General features: G+C 49.4%; 13 protein-coding genes. All 13 read right to left on the bottom strand.

Translation table 11 applies throughout. The features are described 5' to 3' along the window. Window positions 1-91 precede the first annotated feature (91 nt). The 13 genes from DW931_RS07650 to DW931_RS07590 all read right to left on the bottom strand — a co-directional run bounded on the left by DW931_RS07650 (window position 92) and on the right by DW931_RS07590 (window position 14,740). Complete coding sequence (locus DW931_RS07650) at window positions 92-1,072, bottom strand: DUF4037 domain-containing protein (protein ID WP_107000631.1); 981 nt, start codon at window positions 1,070-1,072, stop codon at window positions 92-94. Between the two features lie 218 nt (window positions 1,073-1,290). Then, window positions 1,291-2,181: a tetratricopeptide repeat protein gene (locus DW931_RS07645; RefSeq protein WP_107000632.1), complete on the bottom strand. Its 891-nt coding sequence runs from the start codon at window positions 2,179-2,181 to the stop codon at window positions 1,291-1,293. A 329-nt stretch (window positions 2,182-2,510) separates the two neighbouring features. Beyond that, entirely contained in the window at window positions 2,511-3,152 is a 642-nt protein-coding gene (locus DW931_RS07640; RefSeq protein ID WP_022359975.1) for a hypothetical protein, read from the bottom strand. A 330-nt stretch (window positions 3,153-3,482) separates the two neighbouring features. Then, on the bottom strand, window positions 3,483-4,787 hold the full coding sequence (locus tag DW931_RS07635; protein WP_243015216.1) for a transposase: 1,305 nt from the start codon (window positions 4,785-4,787) through the stop codon (window positions 3,483-3,485). A 6-nt stretch (window positions 4,788-4,793) separates the two neighbouring features. Next, on the bottom strand, window positions 4,794-5,210 hold the full coding sequence (gene tnpA, locus DW931_RS07630) for an IS200/IS605 family transposase (protein WP_107000633.1): 417 nt from the start codon (window positions 5,208-5,210) through the stop codon (window positions 4,794-4,796). 175 nt (window positions 5,211-5,385) lie between these two features. Beyond that, window positions 5,386-7,254, bottom strand: coding sequence for a DNA helicase RecQ (gene recQ, locus DW931_RS07625; RefSeq protein WP_107000634.1), 1,869 nt, complete (start codon window positions 7,252-7,254; stop codon window positions 5,386-5,388). Window positions 7,255-7,446: 192 nt separating this feature from the next. Then, on the bottom strand, window positions 7,447-8,241 hold the full coding sequence (locus DW931_RS07620) for an HAD family hydrolase (protein ID WP_233430207.1): 795 nt from the start codon (window positions 8,239-8,241) through the stop codon (window positions 7,447-7,449). Further along, a complete protein-coding gene (locus tag DW931_RS07615) occupies window positions 8,228-8,815 on the bottom strand; it encodes a xanthine phosphoribosyltransferase (protein WP_022359972.1) in 588 nt (195 codons plus the stop codon). The genes DW931_RS07620 and DW931_RS07615 overlap by 14 nt, the downstream gene beginning before the upstream one ends. A gap of 38 nt (window positions 8,816-8,853) precedes the next feature. After that, complete coding sequence (gene tig / locus DW931_RS07610) at window positions 8,854-9,990, bottom strand: trigger factor (protein WP_107000635.1); 1,137 nt, start codon at window positions 9,988-9,990, stop codon at window positions 8,854-8,856. Between the two features lie 276 nt (window positions 9,991-10,266). Continuing rightward, window positions 10,267-11,661 carry an aminopeptidase gene (locus DW931_RS07605; RefSeq protein ID WP_022359970.1) on the bottom strand — a complete coding sequence of 465 codons (1,395 nt, stop codon included), beginning with the start codon at window positions 11,659-11,661 and terminating at the stop codon, window positions 10,267-10,269. 20 nt (window positions 11,662-11,681) lie between these two features. After that, the gene (gene dtd, locus DW931_RS07600; RefSeq protein ID WP_022359969.1) at window positions 11,682-12,140 is read right to left on the bottom strand and encodes a D-aminoacyl-tRNA deacylase; all 459 of its coding nucleotides are present in this window, start codon (window positions 12,138-12,140) and stop codon (window positions 11,682-11,684) included. Window positions 12,141-12,178: 38 nt separating this feature from the next. Then, entirely contained in the window at window positions 12,179-13,996 is a 1,818-nt protein-coding gene (locus DW931_RS07595; RefSeq protein WP_107000637.1) for a glycerophosphodiester phosphodiesterase family protein, read from the bottom strand. A 12-nt stretch (window positions 13,997-14,008) separates the two neighbouring features. Beyond that, window positions 14,009-14,740: a GTP pyrophosphokinase family protein gene (locus DW931_RS07590; protein WP_333489802.1), complete on the bottom strand. Its 732-nt coding sequence runs from the start codon at window positions 14,738-14,740 to the stop codon at window positions 14,009-14,011. Between the last annotated feature and the right edge of the window lie 43 nt (window positions 14,741-14,783).

Below are 14,783 nucleotides of genomic sequence, written 5' to 3'. Positions count from 1 at the left end.
GCTTGCCAGATCCCTTCCAAATCAATTTCCTGCATCTTTTCTTTCAGTTACAGTCCATGCGCGTTCCCATTTTGATGTGTCTATCCGCGGCTTATCCTTCCATCACATGACATTTTTTCAGCTCCGGATCCTGAATCCGTTTCATGATCTCCCACGTATGCGCTTCCAGAAATGCATCCCGGCTGTCAGTCAGTCCCTGTTTTCGCAGTTCCCCAACCACCGCCTGACAGATTTCCTCGATCCGGCCCACACGCGGATCTAACTGGTTTACATAAGGATTCCATCCCGGGGGAAACGGCGGCTTCCACATCTCGCTCGTATCTCCCATCACCGAAAGCTCCCGGATTTTTTCCGCCACCTCCGGCAGAATCTGAAAGTTTTCCATTCCCCGGAACATCCACTTATAGTAAGGCATATACGTCCGGTTTAGTAAATAGACCATCGAAATCGCCTGCCGCACAAATTCATCGAGCGCCAGCATCGCTGCAACCGTATCCCCCCGCCGCATACAGCGGCCATAATTATACTGTCCCGACTGCGCCATTTTCGCTGCCCGCGCCGCGATCTTCTTGATCCGGACATCCTCTGGATAATACTTCCGAAGCTCCTCGCGGACCGCGGAAAATTCTCCCAGTCCGTCCTCAAAAACTGCCCCGCCTGTAACTGCCGCCAGCTTATCCTCCGGCAGATGCAGCCAGCGCATCAAGCTCCTTGGCGGCTGTTCCATCCCGATAAAACGGCTGTAAAATGCCTCTATCTCAAACACACCGACACGTCCGCCGCCCCGCGCACTTGTAAGCCGTGCCGGAATGCCCGCAAACTCCCCCGGCAAACGGTCGTAAGCATCCTGAAGCGCCTTCCCGTACTGGTTATAATCTTCCGCCGAAAGCCAGAGGTCAAAACCTGCCCCGAAATCGTGATCCTGCGATATCGCATCGTCAAATCCCAGGCATTCCGAACCTTCGCCCACCAGCCCCGCCGCCAGCCGCGGCAGAAGCTCTGGAAATTCCCGCTCCAGCATCGGACGCCCAACTTCTTCATAATATCGTTTTGCCAGTTCCAGTCCCTGCATCTGATCCCCCTACCTGATTTTATGGCTTTTTCTTGTCCTTTCTCCGCTTTCTGAATCTATTTCAGAAAATGTTACTGTTCACGCATACGTGCCCAGTAACGGAATTTGCCGTGGCTTCGCATTTAAATACGGCAAATTCCTGCTGCCACCACGTTTTCTTACGGCACTTTCGGTTCCAAAAGTGCCTACCCATGAACAGTAACCAGAAAATTTCCATCTCAGAATTTCGCATCCTTGAACTGGCAGCTCGCACAGTGGCTCTGTTTTCCGCCTGTGCTTTCCGTTCTGCCCTCGTCACCGGTAATGCCTTTTTCTTCCTTTTCTTTTTTGATCATCTCCAGATTCTGGCGGATCACCGCGCACGCATCGCTCTCGCCAAACCGGGACTGCGTTACCATCAGCGCTTTTTCCAGCAGCCCGATCGCCTGATCATAATTACCGCGCCTCCATGCCAGCTCCCCGGCTGCTGCCAGCGCCGAACCAAAGTGTCCCGACTGCACGCCCTCCGGGGACGCATAAAAGGTCAGGCTTTCCTTTAACTCTTCGTCCGCCTCATCCAGCCGTCCCAGCGCCATCAAGGATAGCGCCCGGTTGACATGGGTCGTTGCCACCTCCGCCTCGCTGTTCTCCATCTTTTTAATCAGTTCCAGCGCCTTATCCAGCGATTCCAGCGCCTTTTCATGTTCCTCCTGTTCCTGATAAATCTGGCTGATATTGTTGTAGAGACTCGCCATCTCATAGCCATCCGTTTTTCCAAGATTCTTAAAAATCGCTTCCGCCTCCCGGTACTGGGAAAGCGCTTTCTCCACATCTCCTGCCATCCGGCGCGCGGTTGCCGCATTTAAAAGTGTCGTTCCATGGTGGATCGAACCATCCAGTCCCATCCCCGCAATCAGGGACAGCGCCATATCCGCCATATCGACTGCCTGTGCAACCCGTCCGGTATTCCGGTAGAGTCCTTCCATCTCATTGCACATCATCAGGCAAAGGCTTTTGTTCCCTGAATCCAGCCCTTCCTTCATCCAGCCCATCATTTTCTCTTCCGCTTCGTCCAGTTTTCCCTGCGCATAAAGGCGATCCAGTTCCTGAAACATCTGCTGTGTATCCATTTTTATCCCTCTTTCTTTCCCTTCTTTATTCTTGTTTCTGTTATTTTTTTCATTAATGTGCCTTGGCACCTTTGACACAAAAAGAGATACCGCAAAACCTTTTTCCCATCCCTCTGCTCCCCATCTTCTTATTTCTGACAGGTCAGTGCACGGATTCTGTGGTTTTGCGGTATCCACTATCTGTTCTCAAACCTTGTAAAATCTATCTCTTTCTCAATAATGCTTTCTATGCCGCCATGCAGCACCCGCATTCGGATCGCGTTTCATTTCAACGATCCGGCTTTTACAAATCCTGTATTCATCAAACGAAGCAGCTTCCGATCGCCGCATCACCCCATCGGCGAATATCCAAACGTATTTACCAGCGCATCAATCTTCTTTCCTGCCTTGCAGAGCGGGCAGTCACGGTAATCTGAATACGTATAATCCGGTAAATCCTTCTTGCCAAAGACTGACTTGATCGGCACACCATCCAGCGAATCCATCGCACTGAAAATCGCCGATGCGCCCTGTAAGATACCACCGTAATACTGGATGCTCTCAACTGCCTTATTTAAGGTACGTCCCGTCGTCACGGATGCCATCAGGATCATCACATGTTTATCGCGGATCATCGGAATCAGGTTGTCACGGAAAATGATCTGGCTGTTGTTGTTAAACTCCGGGCTGATTACATAGATAGATTTGTGCGCGTTCGTCGAGAGAAAACCGCCCTTTGCCAGCTCCTCCGCCAGAAAAGCACCGATAACTTCCGTGCCCTCCATGCAGACAATCGTGTCGATCACGGTGTCATACAGATACATGCCAACCAGCGCCTGTGCAACTTCCTCCGCCTCTTTCGTTCTCGCTTTCAGGGTCGTCACATCAATGTAATAATTGATATGTGCATGGTTTGTTGCGAAATGTCCTGGCCGAATCTTTAACGGTACTGTCGCTCCAGTTGTGTAGATCTTTGTATAACTTTTCTCCATAAAAACGCCCCCTTCTCCATCTAAATAGGTGTTCATAAATGTTTGAAACTGCTTCTAAAAGTTCCATGTTCACAGTCACTTCCATCCATGGATTGATACCCTTATTATACTAGAAAATGTGGCGTTTAACAAGATAAAATCTGTCATCATATGTATATTTTTTTATTTTTCTGTCTTTTCTCCAGGCATTTTTTTCTCACAAACAGAACACACACCCGATACTAAGACTGTGAACTACTCGGTAACTAAGTTACCAGAGCATCTGAAATCTGGCGGGATACCGCCTTTTTTCAGGGTGCGTCCATGACACCACTACTGCTTACCTTTCGGCTATACAGCTACTTTTATTATTTCTGGATTCTTTAGTCCGGTTACGGACAGTTCTTTCTGTTTTCCGGATCCGGAAAGATATTTACGCAGGATATTAAATGCTCCTACTGCATCCGCATTATATCTTACTCCATCCGTTATATACATGCCACGCTCTTTTCTGTTTGATGCTTCTGCATATCTTTTTGATAGTTCTGGTGAAAACGGGCTGCACTGGCTGGTATAGCTTTCTTCCTGTTTTGTCAGTGATATTCCATACAGTTTTAGTTTATATTCCAACATGATATAAAGTTTATTATACGGCAGTCCGTGAAACTTCTGGTTTGTCTTGTGCCCTATATCTTTTCCTTTACGGATATTTCGGATATCTCCTATGATTACACAGCTTATCCTTTCTTTTTTACAGTATTCTGCAAGCCATCTGGTCACCTTATGAAGGTAATCCTTTACTGCGTTCTGTTTTTTCCGATAAATCCTTTTGATGTGTTTCGATGATCGGGGATATTTTATGCCGTTTTCCACCTGCTGTGCATACCATATTGATTGAACCCTGCTGATTTCTTTGTGAAAGTATCTTTCCAGCGAAAGATATTTTCTTCCTAGAATAAAACTCCTTCCATTTCCGGAATCATAACAGGTCATCAGATTATGAATTCCAAGATCAATTGATAAATAATGACCATTCAGGGAAAGCGGTTCTGGCTCTTTGATCTCATAAATAACGATAAGGTCACATTTTCCATCTTCCGGTGGATAGATCCGCAGCTGTTTTATGTGATCCATGTTCCTGAAAATCTTATTTTCAAGATATAGAAATTTTTCATGAATCCCGTAAGTTTCTTCCATATAGCTTTTCAGATCCTTTGACAGAGACAGCCGTAATTGGTCGGAACCTTTCTCGTGCCGGATTCCCATCTGCATGTAAGTGATTGGTATATTGTCCTGTTTAAATCGCGGCGGATTTGGATCTTTGATCCCACCGGTCTTTTTAAGGGCATAAAATGATTTCCAGGCTTTATCCAGCTGCTTGCAGGTCTCCTGCGCTGTCTGGGATGGAAGCTGTCTATACCACAGATCTCCTTTATGCGCTTTCTTCTGATAATACCAGTCAGGATACTTCTCCAGCCCCAATTCTTTATATCGACGACGTTCATAGTTGCAGACATTCCAGAGCTTGGAAGCAGCGTAACACATATGCCCTATAATATTAGAATATTCCGGCCGGATATTAACCGATGTTCTGTGAGACAACAGCATTCTCCTCCCCCCTTCAGACAGCCATGCATATGAATATTTACAATTCACATTGAATTAATACGACTTGCTCTGATGTTCAATATAACGGCGAATATTTTCCTCAGATACGGATCCGATCGTTTCCACATAATAGGAATGGTTCCACAGTTCTCCCTTCCACAACTGGTTTCTTATTTCCGGAAAACGTTCGAATAATTTCCTGCCTGTGATCCCCTTCAGATACTTGATAATGGCTGTTATTGACAGCTTTGGTGGAGCTGATACAAAACAGTGAACATGATCACCTTCACTACATTCAAATAAATGAACGGTAAAACCTTTATCGTCAGCTATCTGCTGCACGAGTTCCTGTAGGTATTTCTCAACTTCTGGGGTTAATATCTTCCGTCTGTATTTCACCGACCAAACCATATGGTAGTTAATATTACACACACAAGTCCTATAATGTATAAGATTTTCTTTCATACATATAGTATATCATATCGAAATGTAATGCGCAACCATTATTCGAACGTATTTTCGTTTTTATTGTATGCCGGTTACGGCATTACTATCAAAGGATGAGAATTATTATACTATTTGCATTGTGCAGATATGCACACTACTGCGCTTTCATCTCGGTAATTGAATTGCCGAGGATTCCCGCTTATTGTCCTAAGAACTTCCGCACGCATTCCAGAAACCGTTCTCCATATTTTTCAAACTTATACGCACCCACGCCGGACACCTCCAGCATCTCCGCTTTCGTGACCGGTTTTAAAATACACATATGCGTCAGCGTCTTATCAGAAAATACGATATACGGCGGCACTTTTTCCTCGGATGCGATCTCGCGGCGCAGCGCGCGGAGTGCCTCGAAGAGCGTCTCTTCCTTCTCCGTAAATTCGTCTGCCCCGGCTGGAAGTTTCGCGCCCCGGCGGCTCTTTTTGCTGCTTCCAGCTGTCTGTTTCTCCCGCTCCTTCGCCATCTTCATCTCGATTGGTTCCGGTGCTTCCAGGAAAGCAGCACCTTTTTCCGTCAATTTGACAATCGAATACTCATCCGTCGTGACAAACAGATACTCCTCCACCTGGAGGAAGTTAAACATCTGGCGCAGATGCACGACGCTCTCCTTCGCCAGCTCCCCATAATGCGGATTCTCATCCATCCGGTAATTGCGGATCTTAACCGTATTCGCCCCGTGCACCGTGTCGAGAATCACCGTTGTTCCATAGCGCTGTCCGCACGACTGCACACAGCCTAAGAGACTCTCTGCCGCCGCCTGAATGTCGATCGTGTCAAATTGCGTCATACAATTCGAACAGTTTCCGCAGTAATTACTTCCATATTCGCCGAAATACCGCAGGATATAATCACGCAGGCACTCATTCGTAAAACAATAAAATGTCATCTTTTTCAGGCGTTCCCGGTCACGTTCCAGCACCACCTGCCGCGTATAGTCGTCAAGCTCCTGATTGTCCTGGTTCCGCTCAATAAAAAGCTGGTTCGTCACCACATCCCGCCCGCTATAATACAGGATGCACTCCGCCGGTTCGCCGTCACGCCCGGCACGTCCTGCCTCCTGATAGTAGGCTTCCAGGTTCTTCGGCATCCCGCAGTGCAGGACAAACCGTACATCCGACCGGTCGATTCCCATGCCGAACGCATTGGTCGCCACCATCACCGGAACCCGGTCATAGATAAAATCATCCTGATTCTTCTGCCGCTCTGCATCGGAAAGTCCCGCATGGTAACGCGTCACTGAAAATCCATCCCGGATCAGCTTCTCACAGATCTCCTCAACATTTCTGCGGGTCAGACAGTAAATAATCCCTCCCTGCCCCGGGTGCGCCTCCAGATATGCCCGGATTGCCGCATAGCGGTCCTTCGGCGTCTCCACTGCAAAATACAAGTTTTTCCGGTCAAATCCCGTCGTCAGCATCACCGGATTCTGTAACTGCAAAATGTCGATGATATCGTCCCGGACCTCCTTGGTCGCGGTCGCCGTAAAAGCACTGACCACCGGACGCCTCGGCAGCTTCTCGATAAAATCAACAATCTTCAAATAACTCGGTCTGAAATCCTGTCCCCACTGGGAAATGCAGTGCGCCTCATCGATCGCCAGCATCGCAATATCCACGTGCATCGCAAAATCAAGAAATGTCTCCGTCATCAGACGCTCCGGCGCCACGTAAATGATTGGATAACGCCCCTCGCGCGCATACCCAAGCGCCTTATAATACTGTGCCGTCGTCAGCGAACTGTTCAGATACGCCGCGTGGACGCCCGCCTGATTGAGTGCCGTGACTTGATCCTTCATCAGAGAAATCAGCGGTGACACCACCAGCGTGATTCCCGGAAGAATCAATGCCGGAACCTGATAACACAGTGATTTTCCGCTGCCCGTCGGCATGATTCCCAGCACATCACGCCCATCAAGAATCCCGTCAATCAGTATTTCCTGTCCTTCGCGGAAGCTGTCATATCCGAAATACCGCTTGAGAACTTCATATTTTTCCGATTTCTCATAATTCATATATCTTTATCCAACGCCCTTTCATTCTAGTTCTGTCTCAACTATCCACAATCTTGAGCATTTCAAGTCTCAGACATCCACCAGGTCAATCTTTCCTTAAACTTCTCTCCACAGGATGTTTCTCTGAACTCCACACATCCACACAAATTTCACTCTTTATACATATATATCAAACACCAAACCATTGCTTCCTTACAAAAGCCCCAGCTCTTCCATCGCCCGGTAAATCCCATCTTCCTCCACGGTCTTCGCCGTAAACGTCGCATACGACTCCAGCCCGGCATCGTGTTTTCCCATGACAACCGCATTCGGCACATACTGGAACATCGACAGATCGTTCATGCTGTCTCCAAAGACCCACGCGTCCTCCAGCGCGATCCCATATTGCTTCAAAATCCACTCGATCGCACTCGCCTTAGAATGCCCCATCGGCACACACTCATAGAAGCCGCCGCCCCGGTCAATCACCTCAAAATCCCGAAGTGTCTCAAAAAATCCCGCCGGATCACTGTCTGCTCCGACTGCCACGCAAAATTTACTGATCGAAAAGGACGGATCCGACCAGTTCTTCGCCGAAACCGAGCCGCTCTGGTCGAGAATCGAGCGGATCGCCCGCATCGTTTCGGTCTGCACCCCATCTGGCCGGAAAAAGCAGGCGTCCACGCCCTCCATCACTGTATCCATCCGGAACCGCAGAATATCCTCTTTCAGTTTCTCCGCCCGTTCCGGCGAAATTCTCTGGTCATAGAGTGTCTTTCCATCCACGGAAATATAGGTACCACAGCCACAGAGCAGCCCGTTTACCGGCGCTTCCTCCCGGATTTTGGACGTCTGGCACCAGGTCCGCCCCGTATTAATAAATGTCAAATTTCCCTTTTCCATTGTTTTTTTTAAGGCAAGCACCGCGCTTTGCGGTACCTGCCTTAATTTTTCACTAAACAATGTTCCATCAATATCAAAAAACAATGCTTTTTTATTTATCTTCATTTCTGAATACGATCTCCCCGGTCTCTGCATTCATGCTGTCTACGATCGCCAGTGACTCAACGCGGATGCCCTTATCACGGATGCGTTTGCCGCCGTCCTGAAAACCTTTTTCAATGACAATGCCCGCACCAACTAATTCTGCTCCCGAATCCTGAATCAAAGTGGTCAGACCGTCTAATGCCTTGCCCTTTGCCAGAAAATCATCGATAACCAGAACCTTATCGCCTTTTCCAAGGAACTCCTTGGACACAATAATATCATATACAGTGCCATGGGTAAACGATTCAACCTTCGTTGTATACACTTCTCCGGCAATATTTTTCGTCTTTGTTTTCTTGGCAAATACAACCGGAACATCAAAATATTCGGCTACGATACAGGCAATACCAATACCCGACGCCTCGATCGTCAGGATCTTGTTGATCTCCTCACCCTCAAAACGGCGTTTAAACTCCTTGCCGATCTCCTGGAACAGATGAATATCCATCTGGTGATTCAGGAAACGATCCACTTTCAATACATTTCCTGCTCTTACGATTCCATCTTTACGGATTCTGTCGTATAAAATCTGCATATGTCTATCCCCTTATCTGTATTTTTATGAGACGCTTTCTACTCCGCCTCGTCCTCGGCTGCTTCTGTATTCAGCGCCGCATTGTTCTCCTCAGTGCTGACGGTGATCTTGGCATTTTCTACCAGAAAATCAAGTGTCTTCTGCATCAGTGCCGTATCGTCCACCATCTTCTGATCGATGTTGTCATTCTGAAGCATCGTCTTCAGGCTCTCGTAGCCGTAGCGTTTCGCCAGTGCTTCCTTGTCCGAATCGTCGATCGTGATATTTTCCTGCTTCGCAATCTCATTTAAAACGAGGGACTGTTTCGCCATTTCCTTGGCTTCCTGGCGGATCTCCTGCTTGAAGCTGTCCTCATCGCTTCCAATCATGCCCGCATAGGTCGCCAGATCGACGCCGTAGGAGGATAACATGTTGGTGTATGCCTTTAACTGTGTATCATATGCCTCGTCGATCGATGCAGTCGAGCATACAACCTCTGAATTGTCCACAACCGCATTCAGAATATCCGTATCTCTCTGATTGTCAATCGAGAGCTGTTTCTGCTCTAAGAGGTTCTCACGGGTGGATTCACGGTATTTCTCCACGGTTCCATCATCCGGTGATACGGAAGCAACAAACTCATCCGTCAGTTCCGGAACGGAGCGCTCCTTGACCGCATTGACCGTTACCTCAAATACAACCTCCTTACCTGCCAGATCCGGGTTGTTCGGATACGAATCCGGGAAGGTCAGGTTTAAGTCTTTCTGATCGCCCTTCACAGCGCCGACCAGCCCATCCTCGAATCCATCGATAAAGCTGCCGGATCCAAGCGTCAAATCATATCCTTCAGCGGTACCACCCTTAAATGCCTCGCCGTCTAAAAGCCCCTTATAGTCAATGTTGACCTGATCGCCCATCTGAGCTGCCCGGTCTACCTCGCGGTACTCGGCCTTTGAATTCAACACCTGCTGAATCTGGTTTTCTACTTCCTCGTCCGTCACGGATGCCTCGGTCACGGTCACAGCGATGCCTTTGTACTCGCCCAGCTTCACGCTGCTCTCTGCGACATACTCCTCTGTCTCTGCTGCCGTGCTCTCTGCTGCGGTCGTCTCAGTCCCTGTCTTTTTTCCGCATCCAGATGCCGCTGCTGCTACCGCAACCGCCAGACAGATGCCTGCTATTTTCCATCTCTTCATTTAGTCGTCCTCTATCTCTCAATTTCCTGCCTGCGCCATCCGGCACCTGGCTTTCAAACGCACATATGATATATCTGCACGTATGTCTTACCAATCATCATACCACAAACCAGCCTGTCGCAAAAGCGATTTTTCAATATTTTATATTTTCAGCAACTCTTTTTTCATAGTTCATCACTTTTCCCAATTTAAGGAAACCGGATATGAATTATTTGATAAAAAATTCCGCCAGAAAAAAACGTTTTGTCTTTCCTGACGGAATTTTCTGGCTATTTTTTAGCTGCAAAATGCTGCAAATGCCAGATATGTGTTATAGATATCCAGTTTCGATGCCAGCTCAAATGGGGCATGCATGGATAAAATCGGAACACCCATATCCACAACATCTACATCCATGCCAGCCACAAACAGGGCAACCGTGCCGCCGCCGCCGACGTCTACTGCGCCCAGCTCGCCGATCTGCCAGTATACGCCTGCCTCATCCATGATCTGGATCACTTTCGCCATCGTCTCCGCGCTCGCGTCGTTACTGCCGGATTTGCCACGCGCACCCGTATATTTCGTCAAAACGACACCCTTATTCAGATAGCAGGAGTTTTTTTCTTCAAATACGCTCGCAAACGTCGGGTCATACGCCGCATTGACATCCGCCGACAGGCACAGAGAATGCTTCAGCACTTTGCGGACATCCACATTTCCTGCCTTGCACAGTCCCTCGATATAATGCAGGGTAAAATCGGAATTTAAGCCGGTATTTCCAACGGAACCGATCTCCTCTTTATCTGCCAGAATCGTAACCGTCGTATATTCCGGGGACTTGGCTTTCATCTCTGCGGTCAGTGCCGTGTACGCGCACACCTTGTCATCCTGTCCGTAAGCGCCGACCAGGCTGCGGTCCAGACCGACATCCGTTGCTTTTACTGCCGGCACAAATTCGATCTCTGCACGCAGGAAATCCTTCTCCGTCATGCCGAAGCGCTCATTTAAGATCGACAGCGCCAGCAGCTTGACCGGCTCCTTGATCGAGTCTTCTTCCTCGCACGGGTACGGCAGGGATCCAACAATGATATTTAATTCTTCGCCCTTGATGCCGTCTTTCAGTTTCCGCTCATTCTGCTGTGCGGCAAGATGCGGAAGCAGATCGGTCACGCAGAAGACTGGATCGCCCTCTTTTTCGCCGATGCAAATATCCATCGAGGTACCGTCCTTTAAAATCACAACGCCGTGCATCGCCAGCGGGATCGTCGCCCACTGGTATTTGCGGATGCCGCCGTAATAATGGGTCTTGAAATATGCCGCCTCTGCCTTCTCATACAGCGGGTTCGGTTTCAGATCCAGGCGCGGGGAATCGATGTGAGCCACGTTAATGCGGACGCCGTCCTCCAGCGGACGTTTTCCGAACGTGCTCATCAGAAGCGCTTTCTTGCGGTTGATCTGGTATACCTTGTCGCCCGGCTGATAGATTTTTCCTTCTTCGAACTCCTCATAACCAGCCTCTTTCAGGCGGAGCACCGCCTCGCGCACAAATTCACGCTCGGTCTTTGCCACATTTAAAAACTCCTTATATCCCTCGCAATATGCAAATGCCTTTTCCTCCTGCTCCGGGGCTTTCTTTCCAATATTAGGAAATTCCCAGATCAGTTTTTCTCTCTGTTCTTTCGCTACTGACATATCCTTCCTCCTTTTGCGAATCATTTCTTTTTCACTATCGTATCACTATCCAGCAGAATCGTAAATGGTCCATCGTTTAAAAGCTCGACCTTCATATCTGCCCCGAAAATACCGTGCTCGACCTTCCGCACCTGTCCGGCGCAGCGCGCCAGCGCGTGTTCGTAGAGATGGTTCGCCAGTTCTGGATTTCCCGCACCCGTAAAGCCCGGGCGGTTTCCGTGGCTGCAGTCCGCGTACAAAGTAAACTGGCTGATCAGCAGGATCTCGCCATCCACATCCGCCAGCGAACAGTTCGTCTTGCCGTTCTCATCCTCAAAAATACGCAGCTTGCACATTTTATCCACCATTTTGTCGGTGATTTCCTCCGTGTCGGTGTCGCTGACGCCCATCAGCACCATATATCCACGGCCGATCGAGCCGATCAGCTCGCCGTCTACCTTTACACTCGCGTGTTTGACTCTCTGTAGTACAAATCTCATGTTTTTCTCCTGATTTTTATTTTTCCTGTAATCTTTCTTTACCGCAGCAGCGCCCTCAGCCGCGCCAGCAGATTCTCCGCATTTTCCTCGCCCAGAATGACCTCCCGCGCCAGGATCGGCCGGTCGGTGATGATGTTATCGACGCCGATCATCTTCATTCGCTCCAGTTCACTCTTTTTATTGACCGTCCAGACATGAACCTCCTTACCACAGGCATGGACGCGCTCGACCAGCTTCCGGTTCGCTGAACTGGAGATCAGGCTGATAAAATCGATCGCATCATCCTCGTAATAGCTTCCATATGCTGCCGACAGGATATAGCCCGTATAAATATCCGAATCCGCCGCCTTCACCCGCTTTAAATAAGAAAGACTCGTCGATGTCACGACGCACTGTTCCACGAAATCATTCTCCCGGATACAGTCCACGACCTTTTCCGGCAGATCGCTGGACGCGCCGGCATATTTGATCTCGATGTTCAGCATCATCCGTCCCCTGACATATTCGATAACGTCCTCCAGCTTCGGAATCCGCGTCCCGCTGTACTGCTCCGAATACCAGCCACCGGCATCTACCTGCTGCAGCTCATCCCAGGAAAGCGATCGGATCGTCCGCCGCGTCCCGTCGATCCGCTCCAGAGTGCTGTCATGGAACAATACCAGCACACCATCCCGCGTCTCCTGCACATCCAGCTCTGCAAAATCCGCCATCTGATCGACCGCTGCCTCCATCGCAGGCATCGTGTTCTCCGGTGCGCTCGTCGATGCGCCCCGATGCGCTGTGAGCTGCACTTCCCTCAGCTGATCCGCCGCCAGCACATTGCCCCGGTAAAAAGCGTCGTACATTGCTCCGGCGCTCAATGCCGTCAGAAGTGCCAGCGCCGCCATCCGATTGCGGCGGCTCATCCACGGAAGACCCGCATGTTCGCCAGCTTCAAACTTCCAGCGCTCTTTGTTCTGACGTTTCCGGTCCAGCTGCACATATAACACCGTCAATGCGCCATAATTGACCGACATCAGCGCGATGCTCATGAGCGGCATCAAAACCATCTCGATCCGGTCGCGCGCCTCTAAAACCAGAATCAATTCCAGACGCCGGTCCGCAAACCAGACAGCAAACACCGCCACAATCACAACCGCAATCAGATAGAGCACCACCGTTACCGCCGTAACTGCCAGATTGCACAAAACAAGCGTCCCAACTACCTGTACCCGATTACCGCGCAGCAGCTCCCTGCTTCGCAGAAATCCGCCCCGAAACGACCGCTGCTCCAGCATACAGCCAAAACAGATAAAAATCGTCGGAAGTGAAATCACAACCGCGCCAACAATCACGCCAACCAGTAAAAGCCGCCCCCAGTTCTCCGCCAGAAGCGCTGGAAGGATAAATTTGACCGCCTTCACATGACATAACATCCGGTAAATCAAAAATGAATGAAGCACCAGGCCGTGAACCGCCAGCACCAGAAACAACCTCAGATTCCGCTTTCGGATCTCTGATACCGTCAGACGGATGCCTGCCGCAAACATCGAAAAAGCGCTCATTTTCCGCGAGAGTGCCGCCGCCTGATATGCCGCCAGAAGTCCCGCCGCCTCGATGGAAACTCCCACCAGTAGGATCGCTGCCATCAAAACCAGAATCGCGATCGTAACCGGCCGCAGCAGGTAGGAAACCAGATTGCTGACCGTCACATAACTGTAGCCAGACGCGCGCACCGACAGCCGGAACAGCGCCGCCACTGCCTGCAAAAGAAGCGGCAGCGTGAGCAAACGGAAAGCCAGCTCAAACAGCAGAATATTCCCCCCATTTACCTGAACAATCTGCTTTGTCTCACCCATCCGCCTGCGTATCTTCATTTTCTTCGTCTCTTACTCTCCGGCTTCTTTCCGGTTCCCGGACGCAGATTCCCCGCTCCGTTTCCCGTCTTTCGGCTCCTGCTCGTTCCCCGCGGGCACATCCTCCCGCTCTGCTTTCTTCATTTCCTCCGCCACTTTCGCAGCTTCCTTCTCCTTCGCCTGTTCCTCCGCAATCTTCGTGATCGCCTGATTCAGGGAAAACATCTTATTATCCAGCATATCCGCCATATCCGCGCAGGCTTTCAGTTCCTGCTCCAGATAATCCGGCGCATTTCCTTCAAATTTATAATAAATCTTGTGTTCCAGACTTGCCCAGAAATCCATCGCTATCGTCCGTATCTGGATCTCCACCTTCGTATCCACCGGACCATCGCTTAGATAAATCGGGATCGTCACAACCATATGGTAACTCTTGTAGCCGTTCGGCTTCGGATTCTTGATATAATCCTTCACCACCAGCACTGTCACATCCGACTGACGCGCGATCATCTCCGCGATTCGGTAAATATCCGGGCTGAACGAGCAGATAATACGGATGCCCGCAATATCGCTCAGATGCTCAATCATGTTCGGGATCGTCACCTCATGTCCACCGCGTTTAAGCTTCTTGACGATACTCTCCGGTGTTTTCAGGCGCGATTTGATGTGCTCAATCGGATTGTAATTATATAAATGAATAAACTCGTTATTTAGAATTTCAATTTTCGTGTTAATCGCTTTCAGGGCAGAATTGTACAGAAACATGACTGTCGTCCACTGGTCAAGCTGATTATACGTCTCAGGGATA

The sequence above is a fragment of the Clostridium sp. AM43-3BH genome (assembly GCF_003479985.1).
In the GTDB taxonomy this organism is placed as follows: domain Bacteria; phylum Bacillota; class Clostridia; order Lachnospirales; family Lachnospiraceae; genus Otoolea; species Otoolea fessa.
The sequence above is the reverse complement of the archived record's forward strand: the minus strand, read 5'-3'. Positions and strand labels throughout refer to the sequence as shown.

Coding starts and splice junctions, on each gene's coding strand:
- DW931_RS07650 (WP_107000631.1), bottom strand. CDS start 1,072: ATGCAGGGACTGGAACTGGCAAAACGATATTATGAAGAAGTTGGGCGT.
- DW931_RS07645 (WP_107000632.1), bottom strand. CDS start 2,181: ATGGATACACAGCAGATGTTTCAGGAACTGGATCGCCTTTATGCGCAG.
- DW931_RS07640 (WP_022359975.1), bottom strand. CDS start 3,152: ATGGAGAAAAGTTATACAAAGATCTACACAACTGGAGCGACAGTACCG.
- recQ (WP_107000634.1), bottom strand. CDS start 7,254: ATGAATTATGAGAAATCGGAAAAATATGAAGTTCTCAAGCGGTATTTC.
- DW931_RS07620 (WP_233430207.1), bottom strand. CDS start 8,241: ATGAAGATAAATAAAAAAGCATTGTTTTTTGATATTGATGGAACATTG.
- DW931_RS07615 (WP_022359972.1), bottom strand. CDS start 8,815: ATGCAGATTTTATACGACAGAATCCGTAAAGATGGAATCGTAAGAGCA.
- tig (WP_107000635.1), bottom strand. CDS start 9,990: ATGAAGAGATGGAAAATAGCAGGCATCTGTCTGGCGGTTGCGGTAGCA.
- DW931_RS07605 (WP_022359970.1), bottom strand. CDS start 11,661: ATGTCAGTAGCGAAAGAACAGAGAGAAAAACTGATCTGGGAATTTCCT.
- dtd (WP_022359969.1), bottom strand. CDS start 12,140: ATGAGATTTGTACTACAGAGAGTCAAACACGCGAGTGTAAAGGTAGAC.
- DW931_RS07595 (WP_107000637.1), bottom strand. CDS start 13,996: ATGAAGATACGCAGGCGGATGGGTGAGACAAAGCAGATTGTTCAGGTA.
- DW931_RS07590 (WP_333489802.1), bottom strand. CDS start 14,740: ATGTTTCTGTACAATTCTGCCCTGAAAGCGATTAACACGAAAATTGAA.